General features: G+C 69.6%; 15 protein-coding genes and 1 pseudogene. 6 read left to right on the forward strand and 10 right to left on the reverse strand.

Annotated elements, in window-relative coordinates:
• Positions 1–142: 142 nt before the first annotated feature.
• A complete protein-coding gene (locus ACWC09_RS35010; protein ID WP_450854961.1) occupies positions 143–889 on the reverse strand; it encodes a TetR/AcrR family transcriptional regulator in 747 nt (248 codons plus the stop codon).
• Positions 890–1,188: 299 nt separating this feature from the next.
• Between ACWC09_RS35010 and ACWC09_RS35015 the strand changes: the two genes are divergently transcribed.
• On the forward strand, positions 1,189–1,851 hold the full coding sequence (locus ACWC09_RS35015; protein ID WP_450854962.1) for a Tat pathway signal sequence domain protein: 663 nt from the start codon (positions 1,189–1,191) through the stop codon (positions 1,849–1,851).
• A gap of 64 nt (positions 1,852–1,915) precedes the next feature.
• Here the strand turns inward: ACWC09_RS35015 and ACWC09_RS35020 are convergent, their stop codons facing one another.
• The 7 genes from ACWC09_RS35020 to ACWC09_RS35050 all read right to left on the reverse strand — a co-directional run bounded on the left by ACWC09_RS35020 (position 1,916) and on the right by ACWC09_RS35050 (position 9,694).
• Positions 1,916–3,169 (reverse strand): TolB family protein, encoded by a 1,254-nt coding sequence (locus tag ACWC09_RS35020; RefSeq protein WP_450854963.1) that lies wholly within the window; start codon positions 3,167–3,169, stop codon positions 1,916–1,918.
• 221 nt (positions 3,170–3,390) lie between these two features.
• Complete coding sequence (locus ACWC09_RS35025) at positions 3,391–4,635, reverse strand: cytochrome P450 (RefSeq protein ID WP_450854964.1); 1,245 nt, start codon at positions 4,633–4,635, stop codon at positions 3,391–3,393.
• A 25-nt stretch (positions 4,636–4,660) separates the two neighbouring features.
• Positions 4,661–5,725 carry a fatty acid desaturase gene (locus ACWC09_RS35030; protein WP_450854965.1) on the reverse strand — a complete coding sequence of 355 codons (1,065 nt, stop codon included), beginning with the start codon at positions 5,723–5,725 and terminating at the stop codon, positions 4,661–4,663.
• 14 nt (positions 5,726–5,739) lie between these two features.
• A complete protein-coding gene (locus tag ACWC09_RS35035; RefSeq protein ID WP_450854966.1) occupies positions 5,740–6,036 on the reverse strand; it encodes an acyl carrier protein in 297 nt (98 codons plus the stop codon).
• Positions 6,023–6,967: an acyl-CoA desaturase gene (locus tag ACWC09_RS35040; RefSeq protein WP_450854967.1), complete on the reverse strand. Its 945-nt coding sequence runs from the start codon at positions 6,965–6,967 to the stop codon at positions 6,023–6,025. Before ACWC09_RS35040 ends, ACWC09_RS35035 begins: the two co-directional genes overlap by 14 nt.
• Before the next feature lie 17 nt (positions 6,968–6,984).
• Positions 6,985–7,839, reverse strand: coding sequence for an acyl-CoA desaturase (locus ACWC09_RS35045; protein ID WP_450854968.1), 855 nt, complete (start codon positions 7,837–7,839; stop codon positions 6,985–6,987).
• Between the two features lie 142 nt (positions 7,840–7,981).
• Positions 7,982–9,694: a fatty acyl-AMP ligase gene (locus tag ACWC09_RS35050; RefSeq protein ID WP_450854969.1), complete on the reverse strand. Its 1,713-nt coding sequence runs from the start codon at positions 9,692–9,694 to the stop codon at positions 7,982–7,984.
• A gap of 543 nt (positions 9,695–10,237) precedes the next feature.
• Between ACWC09_RS35050 and ACWC09_RS35055 the strand changes: the two genes are divergently transcribed.
• Complete coding sequence (locus ACWC09_RS35055; protein ID WP_450854970.1) at positions 10,238–10,525, forward strand: hypothetical protein; 288 nt, start codon at positions 10,238–10,240, stop codon at positions 10,523–10,525.
• A 674-nt stretch (positions 10,526–11,199) separates the two neighbouring features.
• On the opposite strand, the gene ACWC09_RS35060 is transcribed toward ACWC09_RS35055, so the two are convergent.
• Both ACWC09_RS35060 and ACWC09_RS35065 read right to left on the reverse strand, forming a co-directional pair.
• Positions 11,200–15,273, reverse strand: a complete 4,074-nt coding sequence (locus tag ACWC09_RS35060; protein ID WP_450854971.1) for a beta-galactosidase — start codon at positions 15,271–15,273, stop codon at positions 11,200–11,202.
• 536 nt (positions 15,274–15,809) lie between these two features.
• Complete coding sequence (locus tag ACWC09_RS35065; RefSeq protein WP_450854972.1) at positions 15,810–17,306, reverse strand: arabinofuranosidase catalytic domain-containing protein; 1,497 nt, start codon at positions 17,304–17,306, stop codon at positions 15,810–15,812.
• A 557-nt stretch (positions 17,307–17,863) separates the two neighbouring features.
• Here ACWC09_RS35065 and ACWC09_RS35070 point away from each other — a divergent pair.
• The 4 genes and pseudogenes from ACWC09_RS35070 to ACWC09_RS35085 all read left to right on the forward strand — a co-directional run.
• On the forward strand, positions 17,864–18,895 hold the full coding sequence (locus ACWC09_RS35070; RefSeq protein ID WP_450854973.1) for a LacI family DNA-binding transcriptional regulator: 1,032 nt from the start codon (positions 17,864–17,866) through the stop codon (positions 18,893–18,895).
• Between the two features lie 448 nt (positions 18,896–19,343).
• On the forward strand, positions 19,344–19,856 hold the full coding sequence (locus ACWC09_RS35075) for an ABC transporter permease (RefSeq protein WP_450854974.1): 513 nt from the start codon (positions 19,344–19,346) through the stop codon (positions 19,854–19,856).
• A gap of 107 nt (positions 19,857–19,963) precedes the next feature.
• Positions 19,964–21,643 (forward strand): ribulokinase, encoded by a 1,680-nt coding sequence (gene araB / locus ACWC09_RS35080; protein WP_450854978.1) that lies wholly within the window; start codon positions 19,964–19,966, stop codon positions 21,641–21,643.
• A 67-nt stretch (positions 21,644–21,710) separates the two neighbouring features.
• A pseudogene (locus tag ACWC09_RS35085) lies at positions 21,711–22,297 on the forward strand (L-arabinose isomerase); the annotation flags it as partial.

Consider the following 22,297-nt stretch of genomic DNA (forward strand, 5'->3'; position numbering starts at 1 on the left):
CCAATCGCGCGCAGAGCGCGGTGCGACTTGAGAGCGCCCGCGCACTGGACAGTCAGGCCGCCGCGCTTGGTCACGGCGACCCGACGCAACATGCTCCGCCGGACAGAACCCAGGCGGTTGTCACCAGACACCACTCTCCCGATCAGGCGTCCGGGGTCAGGCACGCCGGCAGTGGTCCCGCGGAGAGTGGCGGATCGGCGAGGCATGCGGCGGCGCGTTCCGGGCCGAGGAAGGGGGCCAGGACGGAGAAGGTCAGGCCGGGCAGCAGGGCGGGCAGTTCGGCGGTCCGGCCGGCGGCGATCCGCCGGTAGATGGCGGAATACACTCCGCCGACCACGGTGTCGACCAACTCTTCGATGGGGACGGGGAGTTCGACCTCGGGCAGGTCGGTGAAGAACGTGCGGAAGCGGGCCAGCAACGTCTCGCGGGCCTCACGCCCGGCGGGGCCGACCGCGTCGATCTCCACGATGGCCATGGCCGCGAACGCGGGAGCCTCGGCCAGGATGCCCAGCAGCGCGCCGAGCCCGGCCCGCACCCGGCTCGGCCAGTCGGCGGCCCGGGCGTGGGCCTCCTCCATCGCGCCCACGACCAACGAGGTGCCGTGCTGGTGGGCGGCGAGGAAGGCGTCCTCCTTGCCCTTGAACAGCTCGTAGAAGACCGGCCTGGTCACTCCCGCCGCCTGGCAGATGTCACTGACCCGGGTGTGGGCGTAGCCGACGCGGGCGACGGTGCGGACGAAGCCGTCGAGCAACCGGTCGCGCTGGTTGGCGGCGACCTCCTCGGGTGAGGTACGGCGCGGTCCGCGCCGTAGGGAGCGCTCCGGGTCGCGCCCCGTGCGGGTGCCGGGCAGCACCAGCGGCGCCGACGGCACCGACGAGTTCCCTGCCATGGCACACCCTTCCTCACGAACTTCCGCGCATTGCCTTGACGTTGAATACCCGTCAGGTTTACAACCTTCACAGGTTTTCCACTGGAGCGGACCTGCGGTGCAAGACCGCCGGAGCCGCCAGTTTCACGCACCCGCAAGGCCGCAACAAGTACACCCGCGTCCCTGACGCCGGGTGAGTCACCCGCACCGGTCCGCCGTTCCCCAGGGGAGCGGCTATACGCGGGTCGCTGCCTCCGCTTCCCTGTGGCGGTGCAGCGACCCGCCCGCTTTCGCCACCCCCCAGCACCAGAGGACCTGCCATGCGCAGACACACCGTCGCCGCCATAGCCGCCACCGCCGCTCTGACGGCCCTGACGTTCCTCCCCGCCACCGCCGCCTCCGCGGACGGCGCCGTACTCACCTACGGCAGTGCCGGCGGCACCGCTGTCTCCGTCGGAGACGTTCTCACCGGTTCCCTGGCGAGCGGCACCAAGGCCACCCTCGCCACCAGCAGCGGCGGCACCTCCGGCATCACCTGCACCGGCTCGACGCTCTCCGCCACCGTGACGGACAACCCGGCCGCCCCGGGCACCGCCACCGAGTCCGCGACCTCCCAGACGTTCAGCGGCTGCACCAGCAACGTCTTCGGCGTCACCGGGGTGCGCAGCATCACCGTCAACGGCCTGCCCTACACCACGTCCGCCGCCTCCGACGGTTCCGTCGCGGTGACCCCGGCCTCGGGCGGCACCATCCAGACCACGGTCGTGCTCTCCACCCTGCTGGGCTCCGTCACCTGCGTCTACCAGGCGCCCAGTCTCTCGGCGGTGAGCTCCAACAGCGCCAACAGCCTCACCTTCTCCAACCAGGCGTTCGCCAAGGTCTCCGGGTCGGGGCTGTGCGCGGCCAACGGCTACTTCACGGCCGCCTACGCCCCCGTGGTCGACAGCAGCGTCAGCGGCTCCCCCGCCGTCTATACGAACTGACCGTCAGCCCGAGTTCGCGACGTGCGTCGGCCCTCACCAGGCCGACGCATCCGGACAGCCACACTCACAGCCGTGCGAGGAAGATGTCTCCTCGCACATTGGTGTCCCCCGGCACCCAGTCGGCCTGGAAGGACTCGAACACCGCTGTGGACGCGCGCCGGTCGAACACGACGGCGTTCATGCCGGTGTCGTCGGCCAGAAGGGAGCGTGTGCGACCCGTACGTGCCTGGCGCAGGTACTCGTGGTGCCCCGTGGCGAGGACGTAGTCGCCCGCCTGGTCCACGACCGCGACCGTCCGCGTCAGCGCGCTCGGGTCGTCCGGGGCGTCCACGGTGCGTGTGCTCCCCCGCACGAGGTCGCGGAGGTAGCCGCCGACGTGGCGGGATCCGGGGACCATCCGGTCCGACGGAGAATTGAACAGGACGTATCTGCCGTGGGAGGCGATGCCGACGAGCTGTGAGGGCTTCGACGGGCGGCTGCCGTCGTAGGTGACGTCGACACGCTCGGCCCGTCCGGTGGCCCGCCGCCACGCATAGACGTACTGGATGGGCGGACCGGACACGTGGGGCGTGTTCGTCGAGTAGGCGACCGCGCTCCCGTCGGGGGCGATGTGCGGCCCGAAGGCCTCACGGTCGCCGTCCGGGCCGGGCTCGGCGCTCACCCGCCGCGTGGTGCCGGTCCTCACGTCGCGCAGGTACACGTGCACATCGCCGTGCAGGCTGGCCGGGAACCAGGGCAGGGCGCCGGCCACGAAGGCCACGTACCGTCCGTCGGCGCTGATCGACGGGTCGCGCGAGACGATGCCGAACCCCTCTTCGAGGCCCAGATTCACCTTCGTGGTGCGGCCGGTGCGCAGATCGCGGACGTAGACGTCGGACTGACGTCCGGGCGGGCCGCTGTGCACGCGGTACGGCCACTCCGCCGTGAACGCCACATAGCGGCCGTCGGCGCTCAGGGACGGTTGATACGCCTCGGCGTCGACGGGGGCGCCCGCGCTCTGGGCGGTGACCCGCACGATACGCCCGGTGTGGGCGTCCTTGACGAAGACGTCGCGCAGTCCGTTGGTGTCGCCCGGTGCGAGGTTGGTCGCGTCGGACTCGAAAGCGATGTGCCGGCCGTCGGCGCTCGCCGACGGGGCCAGTGAATCGCCGTCGCCCTGGGTGCCGTCGGCGGCGACGCTGACGCGTTCGACCGGCACCGTCGACGCGGCGGCCTCCGCGTCCGCCGCCGTCACCATGGACAGCAACGTCACCAGCACGGCACAGCCCGCCGCCCTCGCGGCTCTGGTGGCTCTGGTGGCTCTGGTGGCTCTGGACATGTTTCCCCCGAGAAACCGTCTTCCCCTCGGCCCCGCGCCAAGGGCACCGCAGGGATGCAAGCGCATCGCACACCCCGCGGCAATCGCCCCAAAGGTGTACAACCCGGGACCGAGATCAGCCGTCCGCGCACGACCCGGAACCCGCCCCGTGACGGCAGTGGCACATGTCCGGAATCGTTCGCCAGGAGGAGAGCGACCGGGCGGTTCCCCCCGACGTCCGATCAAGCCGCGCCCAGCGTCACCTCCATACGGGCGAAACCCCGTGTCACCAGCTGGTCCCGGAAGGTGGGCGGGGCGGCGAGAGCCAGGTGGGGGAAGCGTCGGAGCAGGATGGGGACGGCGACTTCGACCTGCATTCTGGCGAAGGCGGCGCCCAGGCAGTAGTGCGGGCCCAGGCCGAAGGAGAGGGGCCGGTTGTCCTTGCGGGCGATGTCGAACACGGCGGGGTCGGTGAAGCGGCGGGGGTCGCGGTTGGCGGCGGCCAGGACCAGCAGTGCCCTGGTGCCTGCGGCGACTCGGTGGCCGTGGAAGTCGATGTCCGTGCGGGCGGCGCGTGTCAGCACGTGGTTCGGTGGGTCGTGGCGCAGGGTCTCGGTGACGAAGGCGGCGACGAGGTCGTCGTCGGCGGTCAACTCCCGGGCTTCGGCAGGGTGGTTCAGCGCCAGGCGCACCGTGTTGCCGATCAGGTCGCTGGGGCTCTGCACACCTGCGATGAGGAACATCACCAGGCTGGCGACCAGTTCCTCCTCGCTCAGTGCCCCGTCCGCATCCCGGTCTCGTACCATCACGCTGACCAGGTCGTCGCCCGGCCGGCGTCGGCGTTCTCGCACCAGGTCGTCGAGGTAGTCGACCAGGACGTCCATCCCGGTGTCGGCGGGCAGCAGTTCGCCGGGGTCGAAGACGGGCTCGAACGCGGTCGTGGTCGCGGTGATGGCGGTGCGCAGTGCCATCCGGTCCGCCTCGGGGATGCCGAGCAGTTCTCCGGTGACGGTGATCGGCACGCGGATGGCGAATGCCTCGACCAGGTCGAGCGGGCCGTCGTCGGCGAGGGTGGCGAGTCGGGCCGTCCACCGCTCGGCGGCCTTGGCCGCCAGGTGCCGGCGCTCGGCGATCTGGCGGGGCGCGTAGGCCCAGCCGGCGAAGCGGCGCATGCGCTCATGGTCGGGCGAGTTGCTGAACATCATGATCTTTGTGAAGCACTGCCAGGACGAGTGGTCGATCATGCCGGTCGTCCGGTGCACGTCGGCGTCGGTGACCAGGAAACGCGGGTCCCGCAGGGCGGTGCAGATCTCGTCGTAGCCGAGGACGAGTGTCCCGGAGGGGCCCAGGGGGATGACCGGGCCGAGTTCCCACAGCGCGTCGTACAGGGGGTAGGGGTTGTGTTTGCCGGCCGGGGTGAAGAGTTCTGAGAGGGCCTCGGCCGGGCCCATGGCCGGCTCGGTCAGCCGGTGGTCTGTCGCTGGCATGACGTTGCCTCCAACAAGGCGTCTTTCAGGGCTTCTTCGCCGCCTGGAAGCCGGTGTAGAACCCCGCCTCCGTGTCGTACAGGTGCAGGTTCCGCAGGATCCACCACAGCCGGGCGAGCCTGAGGCGCTCCTCCCGGACCATTCCGGGATGGGCTGCCTTCAGGGCGAGCTGCGCCTGGGGGAGGTTGTAGAACGGGATCGCCGGAGCCACGTGGTGGGCGGTGTGGACGGAGATGTTGTGGGTCAGGAACGACAGCGCCCTCGGATACGTGTAGTCCGTGGTGAGAAGCAGCCTGCCGGCGTTGCGTGTCCAGTGCTGCGAGGTCAGGAAGGGGACGTCGGCGGCGCTGTGGTGCATGAGTGTCGTGGCGCTGAACCACAGGTGGGTCATCAGCCAGGGCAGGACGAAGTAGTACAGCAGGCCCCGTACGCCGGTGAATGCGATGAGCGCCGACAGGCCTACGACGGCGACGGGCCCGGTGACGGCGATGGACCGCCACACGTCGCGGCGCATCGACCGCTTGGGGAAGTAACCCGGCCGAAAACCCGACACGAACCAGTAGCGGACGGTGCCTCCCCAGAAGGCCCAGGTGCGGGTGCCCGCGTAGACGGCTTTCGCGAGGGGCGAGAGTCGCTGGTAGGCGGCCGGGGGCAACGGCCGCCAGTCGGTGTCGAGTTCGAGGTTGTTGGTATGGGAATGGTGCAAGTTGTGCACATGGCGCCAGGAGTGGTACGGGTACAGCAGCGGCAGCAGGGCGAAGCTTCCGACAGCGGTGTTCAGACGTCGTGAGCGGGAGAACGAGCCGTGTCCGCAGTCGTGCGCGATGCAGTGCATGCCCCAGCCGCCCAGGCCGGCCACGAACCACAGCGGGATGTCGAGCAGCCAGGACGGGGAGAACACCACTCCGGCGATCGCCCCCGCGTAGAGGGCGAGGCTCACCGCGAGCCCGAGCACCCCGCGGGCCGTGCGCGGGGTGAAGTACTCGCGGGGGATGGACTGCGTGAGGTGCCGGCCTTCCAACGCCCGCACCTTGTCCAGGAACTCCTCGAACCGCCGGTCCGGGCTGGTCGGTATGCCGCTCGTGGCCATGGTGTCCCCCGCTCTCAGCGCGTGCTCTCCTCGGCGAGCCGTCGGCCGAGATGGGCGGCCACGGCGTCGATGGACCCGTACTCGTACAACAGGGCGGGCGACAGGCGGAGTTCGACGAATTTCTCCAGCTTGCCGCACATCTGGATTCCGGTGCGGGAGTCGAGTCCGTAGTCCTCGAAGGACCGGGAGGTGTCGACCTCGGAGGAGTCGACGTCCAGTTTGTCGACCAGGTAGTCGACCATCCACGCGCGGACGGTCTCCTCGGTGACCGGGCCGTCGGAGGTGCGCTCGTTCTTGTTACGGCGAAACACGGTGAGCTCCTGTTCGTTTCCGGGCGATGCGTGCGGCTGAGGGCTCGTGCAGGTTCCAGACGATGTGCAGCCTGCCGAGGACGTTCAGCAGCCAGCCGCTCAGGTCGGGCTCCCACCACCGGGTGGCATGACGGTAGGACCCGGGAAAGGCGTGGTGGTTGTTCTGGAGGCCCTCACCGAAGGTGAGGACGGCGACCCACCAGTTGTTGGTGCTCTTGTCCCCGTTGTCGAACGGCCTGCTGCCGAAGGCGTGGCAGACGGATCCCACGCACCACGCGGCCTGGTTGGCGACGAAGATCCGGGCGAGACCGCCGAAGACGAGGCCGGAGAAGGCGGACATGGCCGTGTGCCCGACGGCGAAGCCGATCGCGGCAGGGAGGACGAGGCCGGCTGTCACCCACAGCGGGTAGAGGCGGTGGTGCAGGATCAGGCGCCGCTCACGCAGGAGGTCCGGCGCGTAGACGGACCACTTCGACGACTCGTCGCTGAGCATCCAGGGCATGTGCGCGTACCACAGGCCGCGCATACGGGCCTTGAAGCCCGTGCCGTGCAGGTTGGGCGAGTGGGGGTCGCCCTCGCGATCGGCGAACCGGTGATGGCGCCGATGGGTCGCCACCCAGAACAGCAGCGGCCCCTGCGCGGCCATCGAACCGGCTGCCATCAGGACGTCCTGGAACCACGGCGAGGTCCGAAACGCCCTGTGGGCGAGGTAGCGGTGCAGCCCGATGGTGACTCCGCCCAGGTGGACGCCGTAGAACAGGAAGAACAGGACCACATCGGTTGCCGTGAACTGCCCGGTCACCAGTAGGTATACGGCGGCGGCGGTGCCGATGAGCGGAAGGGTCATGGTGGTCAGTGCGGAGAACCTCTTGATCCGCAGGCTCCTCGGGTCGAGCCGGACGATGCCCTCCGGGGCGCTGAGAGCCGACATGGTGGGGTTTCCCTCTCTCAGGCCTTCCGGGCTTCGGTCATACGCCCGGGATAGCGGACCTCGGACACCAGTCCGGCTCGGTCCAGGAGACTGATGACCGCACCGGTGACGTCGATCTGCCAGAAGCGGTGCCGGTTGTGCGCCAGCGACGGCTGCGCGTGGTGGTTGTTGTGCCAGGACCCGCCCACCGAGACCGGCGCGAGCACGGCGAGGTTCTGACTGGAGTCCCTGGTCTCGTAAGGGCGGCGGCCCAGCGTGTGTCCCAGGGAGTTGACCGTCCAGGTGACATGGTCGAGGACGAAGATGCGGGCGAACCCGCCCCACAGCAGTCCGCCGAGCGCGTCCACCGGCCGGCCTGTCGCCGCCCAGCCCACCGCCGCCGGCAGGGCCAGCCCGAGGGCGATCCACCAGACGTAGTAGCGGTCGACCGTGTGGACATGGCGGTTGCGCAGGAGGTCCGGGACGAACTTGGCCCAGCCCTCCCGCCGTACGGTGAACAGCCAGCCGACATGGCCGTGCCACAGCCCGCGCAGGACCCCCAACCGCCCCTGACCCCGCGGGCGCGGTGAGTGCGGATCGCCGTCCCGGTCGGCGAAGGCATGGTGCTTGCGGTGCACCGACACCCAGAACAGGATCGGCCCCTGTGCCGCCATACTGCCCGCGACGCCCCACAGGAACGTCAGCACCGGGCCGGCGGAGAACGAGCGGTGGGAGAAGAACCGGTGCAGCCCGCCCTCGACACCCAGTGAGGTGACGAGGTACATGCCCACGAACAGGCCGAAGTGCAGCCAGGACCAGCCGTGGTGGACGGTGAAGACGATCGCTGCCGCGAAACCGACCGTGGATCCGCCGACCGTGGCGCAGGCGAGCACGAGCGCGGAGCGATCCCTCGGTGGCGCGGAAATGGCTTCAGCCGCACTGGCTCCAGAGGCGTCGGCTTCAGTGGCGCCGGCTCCAGAGGCGTTTGCTTCAGCGGCACTGGCCTGAGCGGCACCGGCCTGAGCGGCGTCGGCTTCAGTGTTCATGGCCCGGCTCCCCGGAGAGGTCGGAGGGCACGAGAGCCCGGCCCAAGGTGCGCTCCAGAAACGCCGCCCGCGCGGCCGCCCGGCGGAGCTTCCCGCTGGTCGTCATCGGGATGGTGCCGACCCGAACGAGGTGCACGTCGGCCGGGCGGACGCCGTGGTCGGCGGCCACCGACGCCAGCAGACTGCCGCGTAAGGCGTCGAGTTCGGCCCGGGTCCGGCGGCTGTCGCGGACCTCGGCGACGACCATGACCTGTTCCTCGGGCGAACCCGGGACGGCGAAGGCGACCGACCGGTGCACGGACGGGTGGGCGCGGTCGACCGTGCGCTCGATGTCCTGCGGGTAGAGGTTCCGGCCGGCCACCACGAGCAGACCGCTCATCCGGCCGGTGACGAACAGTTCGCCGTCACGCAGACAACCGAGGTCACCGGTCCGCAGATACCTGTCGGGACCGGCGCGGTCAGCGGGCCTCGCGCCGAACACCCTGCCGGAGGGCCCGGGTTTGCGGTGATAGCCGGCGGCGACACCCGGCCCACGTACCCAGATCTCCCCGACCTCGCCGTCGGCCAGCACTCGGCCGGAGTCCGCATCGACGACCAGCAGCTCATAGCCCTCCCCCGGGACCCCGCAACCGACGAGGGGCACCGCGTCGCCCGCCCCGCCCACCACCCGGCCGCGCGACAGCTCCCGCGGGTCCGCCCACGCGACACTGACGGCCGTCCCGGGCGCCTTGGCCGTCACGAGCAGCGTGGCCTCGGCGAGTCCGTAACACGGGATCAGTGTCTTCTCCCGGTAGCCCCGCGGCTCGAAGCGTTCCCGGAAGGCGTTCAGGGTGTCGAGTACGACCGGCTCGGACCCGCAGAAGACGTGCCGGAGTGACGACAGGTCGACGCCGGTCAGATCCTCTTCCTCCACGGTGTCGGCGCAGAGCTGGAAGGCGAAGTTCGGGGCGACGGTGATGGTCACCCGGTGGTCGGTGATCGCCCGGAGCCAGCGGGCCGGCTGCTGGACGAAGTGCTCCGGCGTCATCATCAGCAATGGCCAACCGCCGTGCAGCGCCAGCATGATGGTCCCGATGAGCCCCATGTCGTGATACGGCGGTAACCAGCTCAACCCGACGCGATCGTCCTCCGTGCCGATGAGCCGGCCGATGGCGTGGCAGTTGCTCATCAGGTTGGCGTGGGTCAGTTCCACGCCTTTCGGGTCGCCCGTGGAGCCGGACGAGTACTGGATCAGCGCTGTGCCGGTCGGCCGTACCGGATCGTCGTTCGCCGTCGAGGCACGCGCGGCGGGGGGTTTCGCGGGAGGTTCGGCGTCCAGCGGGATCAGCGGCGGCAGCATCTCCCCGTCGGCCGCCATCGCCGCGAACCGCCGCTCATGGCGGGAGTCGGCCAGGATCGCCCCGGGCGCGCAGTCGGCCAGGATCGAACGCAGTCGGGTCAGGGCCCGCCGGTTGGTCGGCGGATAGGCGGGGACGGCCGTCGCGCCGGCCTGGAGTATGCCCATCAGCCCCGCCACGAACGGCAGTCCGGGCCGGCCGGCCAGCACCACGCGGTCGCCGCTGTGTCCCCCGGACCTCAACCGCGCCGCCACGGCGTCGGAGTGTCGCTTCAGATCCTGATAGGTCCACGATTCGACGCGGTCGCTCGTCCCTTCCGGGAGGAAGCGGAACGCCGGGTGGTCGGGTGTCGATCGGGCACGCACCGCGAGGGTTCCTGGGAGCGTCGCATCAGGCCGGGACATGTACTGCCCGATCTGTGAGTGCGCCCGATCCCACTGAAGGGTCACGGCCTCCTGCTCCACCGAACCCCCCTCCTGGAGCGGCCGGTTGGGCGCTCCCGCCGCTCAGGTTGAACCCGTAGAGCCCGATGATCTTATTGACGTCGCGATCCATACCCAGGGCGGCGGACGGAAAACAGGATGCGAGGGGGAGCCAGCACCCCGGCACCCCGGCATCTGGTTGTCGGTGAAGCGCAAGCTGTCGGAAAACTACTCAGCCGTGAGGACAGTAGGTTCAGGCAGCATCGTCCGGAGCCTGCTGGAGCAGCACTCGCCGGCAGCCCTCAAATGGCGAAGTCACGAGCCGCCCGCACGAGGTCGGGCGGTGCTGGCAGCGCGAGGGCGACTGCCACTCCGCGTCTTGTCCGACACGTACATGGCCCTGATCGAGGGAGGCGCGCTCACTCGAACGGGGTGCATCGGCGACCGTAGGCGTACCACCGGCGTGCCCCGTCGCGTTGCAGCGGCATGAACAGCACCTCCACCACGACGGGGCGTCTCTTGGGCCATGAGGAGTGCCCCGAGGCATACGTCGGCCTCGCTGGTCTGCACAGGATGAACCCGCCGATCTACGCCGCCCTGGTCGTCGAATGGCTGGCCAGGGGGCGGACACTGCCGGGCTGGCCAGATCCGCAGTGGACGACTCTCACCGCCCCGCCCGTGATCGGGCGTCAGGTGACCGTGAACTCCAAGACAGACATGGGCCGATGGAAACGCGCGGCCGTGGCGGCGCCCGGTGCCGATCGGTCCGGCTGAGCGTCGGTCCTGGCTATGGGTGGGTCAGCCCTGACGGCTGCGGGAGCTGGGCTGCGCGGCCGGTGCGGGGTAGACGGCTGCTGTGCCCCGGGCGGCGGTCGGCCGTGAGGCGGAATTGATGAGCGTGGCGAGTGTCCCGGCGCCTGCAGAGGGACCAGTTCCGCGGCGACGGGAGTGTGGCGGAAGGAGTGACGCTCCATGGCGAGTTTGTGGCGCGACCTGCCGGGGCATCAGCGTGCCCCGGCCCCTGCCAGGGCAGAGCCTGCGGTCCTCGCCATCGAGAGATGGCTTTGCCGCCTCAGTGCCTGGAAGGGCTGCAGTCAATGGTTCGGAGGGCGGCACGCGGAGCGAGACCCCTTGGCGCCGCTTGTCGAGACCGCGAAACGACTCGACTACGGGGCCGGCCGGTTCAATGAGCCGCAAGACGCCGGCGCCCTCCACACCCCAACCGCCCGCCGTGGAGTTTCCGAGCCATGGTCATGGGCGGGTTCACGGAGCCAGGAGACGAGTACCGCAAGGCGGAGTCCGACCCCAAGGGCGCCCTCCCCGAGGGGAGAACGCCCAGCTCGCAGATGGCGCGCCGTCAGGGACTCGAACCCCGGACCCGCTGATGAAGAGGCGACGGTCTGTCCGGCCCCGTTGCTGCTCGGGCGGAATCCGTTTGTAGACGGGCCCTAGCCGCAGGTCAGTGTCGGTGTCGCCCAGTCGCCGTGGTCGTTGCCGTTGCCGTCGCCCGCGTCACCCACCTTCAGGTCGACGACCTGGGCGCCGCTGACGTCGACGTCGATCGGCACCGCGGCCTGTTTGCCGCGGATGGTCGGTGTGGTCACCAAGGTCTTGCCGTCGGCGATCACGGAGAACGTCACGGTTCCGGCGCCGCCTGTCTCGTCGTCCACGCCGACGTCCGCCGTCAGTCGAGAGCAGTTGCCGGCGAGGTAGAGATCGACGTCGCTGACCGAGTTGGTGCCCAGTCCCTTGGCGTAGGTGACGCCGGCGACAGTGATCGCGCGGCCGTCGCCGGCCGCCTGCTCGCCGACGCTGCTGTCGCGCTCCACCGGGCCCCACCCGTTGGTGGACGACAGGAACGGCAGGTCGCTCACCGCGCTCTTCCCGGCCGGCGGAGCGGGCGGGATCCCGCCGATGATGCGCTCGTCGCCACTGGCAGCCTGCCGTCCGTTCTGCAGGTAGTGCACCGTGGCGGTCAGCGCCGAGGCGGATGGCAGGTTCCCGGCCGGTGGCTGGACCTTCCACGTGAAGGTGGCCGTTCCGCCGGGGCTCAGGTGCTTGACGGAGGTGGGGCTGGTGGCGCTCACGCTCCAGCCGTCGGGCGCGGCGAGCGTGGCCGTCAGTCGGGAGGCGGACGGTCGGTCCTTCGGCACCTGCACCGTTGCCTGTGCCGTGAAGGCCTGTTCCGGCTGAGCGGTGTCCGGCACGTCCAGGGTGAAATCCGCTCCCGGACGCTTCGGCATCGCGTACTTCCGGTGGTCGTAGCGCGGGCTGTCGTTCTGCGCGACGCGCAGGGACGAGGCATAGCTGCCGTAGTCGGTGAGCGAGACCTGGCCGAGCCCGCCGGTGCTGCCGTCGAGGTTCCACACGGCGATGGCGATGCTGTTGTGGCCGTTCGGGTTCAGGATTCCGTCGGGGACGGGGAAGGTGTGCTGCGGGCCGAGGTAGTTGACGTAGTTGCCGACCTGCCAGCCGTTCACGAAGATCGTGGCGCGGTACTTGCGTGACGGGTCGTCGGTGAACGTCAGCCCCAGCGAGGTGTCCTGGCCGTGCGGCAGGTCCAGGTTGGCGTCGGTGCGGTACCAGGAGACGCCGGGACGGGTGTCGGTCGTCGGCAGGGTTACCCGGTCCCACTTGCCGTCCGGGTAGCCCGGCAGGGACCAGCCGGCCCGCTCGCCGTACAGGCCGCCCGTGGAGAGCGGACCGCGCACCGTGTCCTGCAGATCCTCGCCGCCTCGTACGCCCTGCACCCGCCAGGTGACCGAGGTCAGGGGTGCTCCGGTGAGGGAGGCGCTGGTCAGGCCGCGTGCGGTCTTGTTGCCGTTGGTCGAGTTGTAGTCCTCCTCGTGCCCCATGTTCACGGTGAGCACGGAGATGACGTTGTCGCCCTTGGACTTGACCGCGCCGGCCGGGAAGGTGAAGTCGGCGCTGCCTGTGGTGGAGCTGCCCAGGAAGGTGCCGTTGAGCCAGGCGGAGAAGGCCTGCGCATCTCCGCCGGAGTCCGAGACCAGGTGGATGCCGGTCTCCTTGCCGCCGGCGCGGAAGCGGCCGCGGTACCACGTGTTGCCGGTGTGGAAGCCGTAGTCGTCCGCGTAGAGCACGGGCAGCGAGTTGACGCCGGAGACGCTGTTGGTGGTCGTCTTGTCGGCCACCTGCCAGCTGGAGTCGTCGAAGCCGGGGGCCGCTTCGGGGGATTCCTGGGCGTGCTTCCAGTTGGTCAGCGTCGGCAGGTGTACGGGGGCGGCCACCGGGATCTTGCCGGTGAGGCTTCCGATGTCCGTGGCCTGGGTGTGCAATGCCCTGCCGTTCCAGGTGATGTGGCCGGCGGAGGTGAACACCTCGATGTTCTTGTCGTCGGCGTTGTCACCGGTGAGCGCCACGGTGCGGTCGTCGTTGAGGCTGGTCGCCGTCCGCAGCAGGTGGGTGCCGCGCACGAGCACCGGGCCGCTCGCCGTGTCCTGGCGCCAGAAGGTCTCCGCCGTCGCCTTGTCGCCGACGAGCAGGAGGAGCGGGCGCTTTCCGCCACCAGTGATGTTGATGCGGATCAGGCCCTTGTGGGTGTAGTTGAGCCGCAGGTCGCCGGTGGCCGCGTCCCAGGTGGTGGTGGCCGTGCCGCCGCTGGTGGTCACGGTGGGCTTGGAGGAGTAGCGAAGGACGGTCTCGCCGTCGCTGCCCGGGTCGCCGTAGAGGACGGCGACGTCCCGGTCGCCGATGGTCGCGTCGGTCATGATCTCCGACGTCGAGTACTGCAACTGCGAGTCGCCGAGCGGGTAGTTGGCCACGATGACGTGTGAGTCGCGTCCGTCGAGCGTGATCGAGGTGCCCGGCTGCTGGGGCACGACCGGGTAGGTCGGCTCCGCGGCGGCTGCGCCTGTGGGCACGTCGATGGCGTCGATGGCCACGTAGTTGTCCGTGGATCCCGAGCTGTGGCTCCCGGCGACGACGATCTTCAGCATGTGGGCCCCGGGTGTCAGGCCTGTCTTCTGGAAGATCACCGCCTGGCTCTCGCCGCCGGAGTCGTCGACCGTGGACACCTTGGTGCCGTCGAGGTAGACGTCGGCGTAGCCGTGGTTGTTGGTCTTCGAGCCGATCCAGCGGATCGCGGTGCCGTCGAAGGGGACGGTGAGGGAGTCACCGGCCTTGTTGGAGAACGACTCGGTGTGTTTGTAATCGCCGCCGGTGTAGCTCGTGTTGGCCACGTGCGACCACGAACCGCTGTACTGCAGCGCGGAGTCGGGGTCGTCCCAGGTGTAGGTGGTGTCCGCGGACGGCTGGGCGTTGAAGTCCAGCGAGATATGCGTCGTGTCGACCGCCGTGGACGTGGAGTTGCCGTGCCGCAGGACATGGAACTGCGTCTTGGTGTCGGGGTTCATCCGGGCGGTGTCGACGACCGCGGAGTCGTCCGGCGGCGTGGCCCTGATCGCCTCGGTCTTGGTCAGCGGGGCGACCGACTGCGTGAAGTACCCGATCAACTTGTCCTCGTAGTACTTCGGATCGAGCTGGCGGGTCTCGCGGATCGCGGCCCCATAGTCGTACGACGTGTAGTTCTGCGGCATGCTCAGCCAGCCCCAGTTGGTGCCGCCGTAGGTCATGTAGAAGCTCTGTGCGGTCGTGCCGACGGCTATGTTCTGCTTGTAGAACACGTTGGCGAACTGGTCGTTGATCAGCTGGGCGCACTTGTCGTAACCCGGCCCGCCCCAGGGGTCGAAGGCGCCGCCCTGGAACTCCGGCGAGTACAGCGGCTTGCCGTCCGGGTGGTCGTAGCTGATGTCGGGGACGCCGTTCCACTTCGAGGGGTTCGAGCAGTCGAAGCCCTGCGGGTAGGAGTCCGGACCGTCGACGTCCAGGGCACCGGTACCGGAGTTGAAGGTGCCGTTGTTGTTGCCGGTCAGTGGCACCGTGATGCCGTCGGCGCGGGCCTTGTCCTCCAGGTGCTTCATGTAGGAGCGGCCGCCGGCCGAGCCGTTGTAGTACTCGTTCTCGACCTGGTAGGCGATGACCGACCCGGTGCCGTTGGTCAGCTGGTGGCGGGCGATGATCCGGTCGATCTGAGTCAGCCACTCGTCCGCGTACTTCAGGAACTGCGGGTCGTCACTGCGGTTCTTCCCGGCCTTGGTGGTCAGCCAGCCGGGCAGGCCGCCGCTGTCGACCTCCGCGTTGATGTACGGCGCCGGGCGCGCGATGACGTAGAGGCCGGCCTCCTGTGCCATGTCGAGCAGCTTGTCGACGTCACGTACGCCGCTGAAGTCGTACACGCCCGGCTTCGGCGAGTGGTATCCCCAGTCGAAGTACAGCGAGGTGGAGTTGAACCCGGCGGCCTTCATCTTCTGGAAGATGTCGCGCCACAGGTCCTGGCTCGGGAGCCGGAAGTAGTGGAACTCGCCGGACCACAGGTAGGTGCGCTTGCCGTCGACGAGGAACGAGTATCCGTCGAGACTCACCGTGTGCGCCCCCGGACTTGCGGCGGACGCGGCGGCGGGTGCCTGCCCGTCGGCGTCCCGCGCCGCGGCGGGCGTGGTCATGCCCGTGGCCAGGGCGAGAGTCGCTGCCGTCGCGAGGACCGCCCTCCACCACCGGTGGTGACCGGGTCTCTCGCCTTCTGAACCGATCCAATTACCCCGCACCGCGGCCTCCATACCGCCTGAGCAATCAGAGTCAAACAGACTCAGGCAAAGCCGAACAGTAAAGGGGCACATGGCGCAACACAATGGTGCGGGAGGATACAACCGAGGTGGCAGGGGCGGCCTGGATGCCGTACGGCACGGACGGGGCCCGTCCACCGCTCGGTCTTCGCCGCGCCGACGGCATATGTGTCCGTCCCCTCGCCTTCGGCACAGCCTGCGGCGCGCCTCCCTCGGCCGAAGGGAAGCTCCCAAAGACCCGCTCACCGCACGGTGTTGTCCGAGGGCTCCCGCGCCGGCAGAGCCACCGCGCACCGGAAGAACTCACGGCCTGCTCGGGCCGGCACACAGGACCTGGCAGAACGGGCCGGCGGCCCGCCGTGGGGAGATTCGGCGGGCCGTCGGCGACTCGGTCGTTCGGTCGTTCGGTCGTTCGGTCAGGGGGCGATGTCCCACCGCTGGCAGGCGTTGTCGAGCTGCTGCCACTGGCGCACCACGGTGCCGTTGGCCGTTCCGCAGTTCGTGACGTCCAGCGTCATGCCGGTGTTGACGTTGGAGATGGTGTAGTGGCTGCCGACCTTGGTGACGTCCCACTGCTGGCAGGTGTTGCCGAGTGAGGCCCACAGCTGGACGGCCGTGCCGTTGCTCTGCCCGCAGTTCTTGTCGTCCAGGACCGTGCCGCTGTTGACGTTGGTGATCGTGTAGTGGCCGTTGCCGGCGCTGGCGAACTTCCACTGCTGGCAGGTGTTGCCGAGCGAGGACCACAGATCGATCGAAGTGCCGTTGCCCGTACCGCAGTTCACCGCGTCCAGGACCTTGCCGGAGTTGGTGTTGGTCAGGCGGTACGCGGTGCCGGCGACGGGGAAGCTCGCGGTCGGGGTGGTGTAGGCGACGGAGGTGACGTTGGCCTGTACGGCGTTGTCGGTGGCGTCGGACGGGTAGCCGGAGGTCATGACGCCTTCGAAGAAGGAGCCGTCGGACCCGTTGCTGTTGTCACCGCCGGTGCCGAGGACGATGGCACCTTCCTTGTGCATCGGGTTGTATCCGCTGGTGGTGGGCAGGGCCCCGTTGTAGAAGGTGCTCAGCGAACCCGACTGGGCGTTGCCGCCCTTGATGGCGTAGGCCGATGTGCCGTTGTTCTTCTCCATGGCGGTGACGTACTCGCTGGAGATGCCGGTGTTGCCCGAGTAGGCGCCGTTCGCGCCGAAGAACAGACCGTTCTCCAGGTCCGCCTCGACCCAGGGGCCGGAGCCGGTGCACGAGAACCAGCACTCGGTGCCGAAGTTGATCGCGTCCATGTGGCCGTTGCCGGTGTCGTTGCCGGACGTCTCGGCGTTTCCGTAGTCGAAGCAGCAGCGGTTGTTGACGTGGTGGCCGCTGGTCACCATGTACGCCCCTTCGGGGGAACTGCCGGTGGCGATGCCCGTGGTGCTGTTGTCGCGGTAGCCGACACCGGCGGAGACGAAGACGCCGTACGCCGCGTGGCCGCCGACCGTGACCGGCAGGGCGTTGGCGATGGCGCCGACGTCCTGTCCGCCGTTGCCGCCCGGGCCCTCGATGGTCAGGTCGTTGTGGTTCGAGCTCTGGTCGTAGATCTTGGTGATGATGCAGGTGGTCCCTGAGCAGAAGGAGTCCTGCGCCGCGGCGTTGGCGTAGCCGCCGGCGCTGAGCACGCCGATGTTCGTGGTGGCGGAGTCCGAGGCTCGCTTGACCTGGTAGAGAGAGCCGCTGTACGAGGCGTAGAGCGCCCGCGTGGTGCTGTGCGCCGCGGCGCAGGGGGTTCCCGCGGCGGCGTAGATGTCGCACGGCAGGGAGCTGGCGGCCTGGGCCGTGCCCGCGGTGCCGATGGCCGCGGCCAGGACGCCGGCGAGCAGCGCGAGGACCGCGCCCACCACCCTCAGCCGGAGCCCTTTGCTCAGATGTCTGGCTATCACTGTGAACCTCTTCCGTCGTGCGGTCTTCTCTGACCCGGCGCCGCGTGCGCAGGGAGCAAGGGGGACGTCGACCCACTCAGCAGCGGAATTGTGAGCGCTAACAATTGGAGGCCGCGGATGCCGCCATTCATCCGAGCCATAGGGGGACGGGGGTGCGTTCGGCCTGTCGGCCACTCCTGTTGGAGCCGGGCCGGGGCGTGGTTCTGCACCGTTCTTGCCCGGTTGACGATGATCGACCGGTCTCGTAACTCCGCCTTTTTACGCCGGGATGAACAGGCGGTCAACACTCTTGAACAGTCAAGAGTGTGGCAACAAAGGTCATGAACTCCTTTGGTCCTGCGGCCCGTTCGGCAACGCTCCCGTTGCGCCAGAGAGGGCAGAAGGGCAGGTCAGTGGGGCTCCGGGGCCTGCCAACTCCCTTAAGAATTCCGCACGAGAGCAGTTTGGGCGCCTTGAACCCCCTCAGAATGTGTGCGCTAACAATTCCCCACGGCGCGCCGCCTCCCCTCGGAGACGGCGCCGGATCGGATACGCGATGATGCGTGAGGAGGTGGAGCATGGAAGCGGATCGTGCACCGGTGATGGCGGATGTGGCCCGGGTCGCGGGCGTCTCGCACCAGACCGTCTCACGGGTCCTCAACGACCACCCGAACGTGCGCCCGGCCACCCGGGACCGTGTGCTCGCCGCCGTCCGTGAACTCGGCTACCGCCCCAACGCCGCCGCCCGCACCCTGGCGACCCGCCGCACCCGCACCCTGGGTGTGATCAGCTTCAACACCACGCTGTACGGCCCGGCTTGCATGCTCTACGGCATCGAGCAGGCGGCCAGAGAACACGAGTACTTCGTCACCGTGGCCGCCGTCGGCACGCTCGACCGGCGTTCGGTCCTGGATGCCGTCGACCGGCTTCGGGCCCAGGGCGTCGAGGGGATCATCGTCATCGCGCCGCAGACCGCCGCGGTCGGCGCACTGGCGAACGCGCCGGCGGACGTGCCCCTGGTCGCGGTCGGCTGCGGCACCCACACCGCGCTGGCGTCGGTCGCCGTGGACAACGAGGCGGGTGCCGAACTCGCCACCTCCTATCTGCTCGACCTCGGCCATCGCACGGTGCACCACCTGGTCGGGCCGCGTTCCTGGCTCGACGCGCAGGAGCGCGAGGCCGGATGGCGCAACACCCTGGAAAAGCGGGGCGCTCCGGTGACCGAACCGCTGACCGGCACCGACTGGACGGCCGGCACCGGATTCGAGCTCGGTCAACGGATCGCCGCCGACCCCGAGGTCACCGCGGTGTTCTGCGCCAACGACCACATGGCCCTCGGCCTGCTGCGAGCCCTGCAACAGGCCGGGCACCGAGTACCCGAGGACATCAGCGTCGTCGGTTTCGACGACATGCCGGAGACCGAATACTTCGGCCCGTCACTGACCAGCGTCCGCCAGGACTTCGACGAACTCGGCCGCCGGGCCCTGCGGGCGCTGATCGAGATCGTCGGCGATCCCGACGCCGGAATCCCGGCATCCGGCGAGACACCCCACATCGTCATCCCGCCCAGTCTCGTGGTGCGCACCTCCGCCACCCGCCCCCGCCACTGACCGGCATCGCCCCGCCCGCACCACCGGCATGCCCAGAGAAAGGAACTCCGCCACGGGCCGCATGCAGTTAGCGTGATCGCCGGCCATCCGGCCGCCGCACCACCCCCGGTCACCAAGGCCCTCACGCCTGAGCGCCGCACACCGAACGACCGTTCTACCCAGGTCAGTTGGGCTGCGAAGCAAGAGAAGTGATCCGCCTTCCCACCCGCAGGCCCCCAGCTCTGACCCACGGTCAGGCACCTCCGTAGCGCCGACCGCACCGCCTCCCCCACGGTCACCACGATCGGCTTCCCCTCAGCGACAGCCGACCGCTCGCCCGCCAGGGCACCCCGACTGGATCACCACCGACCATCCAGGCCCGCCTCCCTGACCCCGGCACGCCATCGACAGAGCCGGCGGACAAGGCCGCCATCCAGTCATCCCCGATGCGCCCACCGCCTCACCGGCCGTGGGCTCGCCCCTGAGCCAGTACTACATCGGCGAAGTCCCGGTCCCCGCACTGTTCTTCGTAGGCGCGGCCGCCGTCTCCTGGTTCGTGCTGGAACGCACCTATGTGGGCCGCCAGATCTACGCGGTCGACGGCAACAAGGAGGCCGCCCGGCTCGCCGGCATCCCGACCGCCCGCCGGATCACCTCCACCTACATCGCCGGCGCCGCCCTCGCCGGTCTGGTCGGCGTCCTGGTGATCGGCCGCATGAACGTGGCCGACCCTTCCGTCGGCGCCGGCTGGGAACTGACCGCGATCGCCGCCGCGGTGGTCGGCGGGATGTCGCTCTCCGGCGGGGAGGGCCGTATCGCCGGCATCGCGGCAGGCGCGATCCTGCTGGAGTTCATCACCAACGGCCTGCTCGCACTCAAGGTCAGCCCGTACGACCAGCAGGTGGTGCAGGGGGCGGTCCTCGGCGTCGCCATCCTGCTGGACCGGGCGCGCGCCAGGTATTTCGGCCGAAGCCGCAGTTAGTACGTCGGCCGCCCCCTGCTGACGCGGACGCAGGAGGGCGCTATCTTAACCTCGACGAAACGTCGAACAGTGGTCGATATATCGAACACGCAAGGAGGAGGCTGATGATGGACGCCGGACAGGAGACGGCCGGGGACCTGGAACCCTGCGTCGTGGGAGTCGACTTCGGGACGCTGTCCGGCCGGGCCGTGGTGGTCCGGGTGCGCGACGGCGCCGAGCTGGGGACGGCCGAGCACGAGTACCGGCACGCGGTCCTCGACCGGGAGCTGCCGGACGGCACCCGACTGCCCCCGGACTGGGCCCTGCAGGTGCCGTCGGACTACGTCGACGTCCTGCGCCACGCGGTGCCGGCGGCGCTCGCAGCCGCCGGTGTGGCGGCCGAGCAGGTCATCGGCGTCGGCACGGACTTCACCGCCTGCACGGTGCTGCCGGTGCTCGCGGACGGCACGCCGCTGTGCGAACTGCCCGAGTACACGGGCCGTCCGCACGCCTACGTCAAGTTGTGGAAGCACCATGCCGCCCAGGCGCAGGCCGACCGCATCACGACACTGGCCGACGAGCGCAAGGAGCCATGGCTGGGCCGGTACGGCGGGAAGATCTCCTCGGAATGGGAGTTCGCCAAGGCGCTGCAGGTCCTGGAGGAGGACCCGGAGATCTACCGCCGGACCGAGCGGTGGCTGGAGGCGGCGGACTGGATCGTCTGGCAGTTGTGCGGCGCCTACGTCCGCAACGCCTGCACCGCCGGGTACAAGGGCCAGTTCCAAGACGGCTCTTACCCCTCGTCGGACTACCTCGCGGCTCTGAACCCCGCCTTCGCCGACTTCGTGACCGAGAAACTCGAGCACCCCATCGGTGAGCTGGGTGCCCTGGCCGGGCGTCTGACGGCCGAGGCGGCGGCCTGGACGGGACTGCCGGAAGGCATCGCGGTGTGTGTGGGCAACGTCGACGCCCATGTGACGGCGCCCGCGGCCGGCGCGGTGGAGCCGGGCCAGATGGTGGCCATCATGGGCACGTCGACCTGCCATGTGATGAGCTCCGACCAGCAGGGCACGGTCCCGGGCATGTGCGGTGTCGTCGACGGCGGCATCCTGCCGGGCCTGTGGGGCTACGAGGCCGGGCAGAGTGGCGTCGGCGACATCTTCGGCTGGTTCGTGCGCACCGGATTCCCGGCGTCGTACGCCGAGGAGGCCGCCGCGCTCGGCCGGAACCCGCACGAGCACCTGACCGCTCTCGCGGCCGGGCAGGAAGTGGGCGAGCACGGGCTGATCGCGCTGGACTGGCACAGCGGCAACCGTTCCGTGCTGGTCGACCACGAGCTGAGCGGCATGGTGGCGGGCCTGACGCTGTCGACCCGGCCGGAAGACGTCTACCGAGCGCTCCTCGAAGCCACCGCCTTCGGCACCCGCACCATCATCGAGGCGTTCGAGACGTCCGGCGTACCGGTCGAAGAGCTGATCATCGCGGGCGGTCTGACGAAGAACGCCCTGCTGATGCAGATCTACGCCGACGTCACCCGCCGCCCCCTCGGCGTCATCGGCTCCACCCAGGGTCCCGCCCTCGGCGCGGCGATGCACGCAGCGGTCGCGGCGGGGGCGTACCCCGACATCCAGGCCGCCGCCCGGTCCATGGGCAAGGCCGACCGGGGCGTGTACCGGCCGGACCCGGAACGGGCCGCGGCCTACGACCGCCTGTACGCCGAGTACCGGCTCCTGCATGACTACTTCGGCCGCGGCGCCAACGAGGTCATGCACCGTCTGCGCCGCATCCGCGCCGAAGCGTCCGCCTGAGCGACCCCGCCCCTTCCGCCCGCACAACGCTCCGCTGCCCCGCTGCTCCATTGGAAAGGAACGCGCCATGCCCACACCCGAAAACCCGTCCGCCGGCCAGGAGATCTGGTTCCTCACCGGAAGCCAGGGACTCTACGGCGACGACGTGCTCGAACAGGTCGCCCATCAGGCCCGGCAGATCGCCGAAAGACTCGACTCGGCCGACCCGATCCCGCTTCGAATCGTGTGGAAACCGGTCCTCACCGACGCCGACGCGATCCGCCGGCTGTGCCAGGAGGCAAGCTCCTCCGACGCCTGCGTGGGCGTGATCGTGTGGATGCACACCTTCTCACCCGCCAAGATGTGGATCGCCGGACTCAGCGCCCTGGACCGGCCCCTGCTGCACCTGCACACCCAGTACAACCTGTCGCTGCCCTGGTCCAGCATCGACATGGACTTCATGAACCTCAACCAAGCGGCCCACGGCGACCGGGAGTTCGGGCACATCGAGTCCCGCGTCGGCGTCGACCGGAAGATCGTCGCCGGTCACGCCACCGACCCTCGTGTGATCGGGCGGATCGCCGCCTGGGCCCGTGCCGCCGTCGGCCGCCACACCTCGCGCACCCTGCGCCTGGCCCGCTTCGGCGACAACATGCGCGACGTCGCGGTGACCGA

The organism is Streptomyces sp. NPDC001617 (assembly GCF_053596855.1).

Coding starts and splice junctions, on each gene's coding strand:
- araB (WP_450854978.1), top strand. CDS start 19,964: ATGGACGCCGGACAGGAGACGGCCGGGGACCTGGAACCCTGCGTCGTG.
- ACWC09_RS35040 (WP_450854967.1), bottom strand. CDS start 6,967: ATGTCGGCTCTCAGCGCCCCGGAGGGCATCGTCCGGCTCGACCCGAGG.
- ACWC09_RS35020 (WP_450854963.1), bottom strand. CDS start 3,169: ATGTCCAGAGCCACCAGAGCCACCAGAGCCACCAGAGCCGCGAGGGCG.
- ACWC09_RS35010 (WP_450854961.1), bottom strand. CDS start 889: ATGGCAGGGAACTCGTCGGTGCCGTCGGCGCCGCTGGTGCTGCCCGGC.
- ACWC09_RS35025 (WP_450854964.1), bottom strand. CDS start 4,635: ATGCCAGCGACAGACCACCGGCTGACCGAGCCGGCCATGGGCCCGGCC.
- ACWC09_RS35055 (WP_450854970.1), top strand. CDS start 10,238: ATGAACAGCACCTCCACCACGACGGGGCGTCTCTTGGGCCATGAGGAG.
- ACWC09_RS35015 (WP_450854962.1), top strand. CDS start 1,189: ATGCGCAGACACACCGTCGCCGCCATAGCCGCCACCGCCGCTCTGACG.
- ACWC09_RS35060 (WP_450854971.1), bottom strand. CDS start 15,273: ATGACCACGCCCGCCGCGGCGCGGGACGCCGACGGGCAGGCACCCGCC.
- ACWC09_RS35030 (WP_450854965.1), bottom strand. CDS start 5,725: ATGGCCACGAGCGGCATACCGACCAGCCCGGACCGGCGGTTCGAGGAG.
- ACWC09_RS35070 (WP_450854973.1), top strand. CDS start 17,864: ATGGAAGCGGATCGTGCACCGGTGATGGCGGATGTGGCCCGGGTCGCG.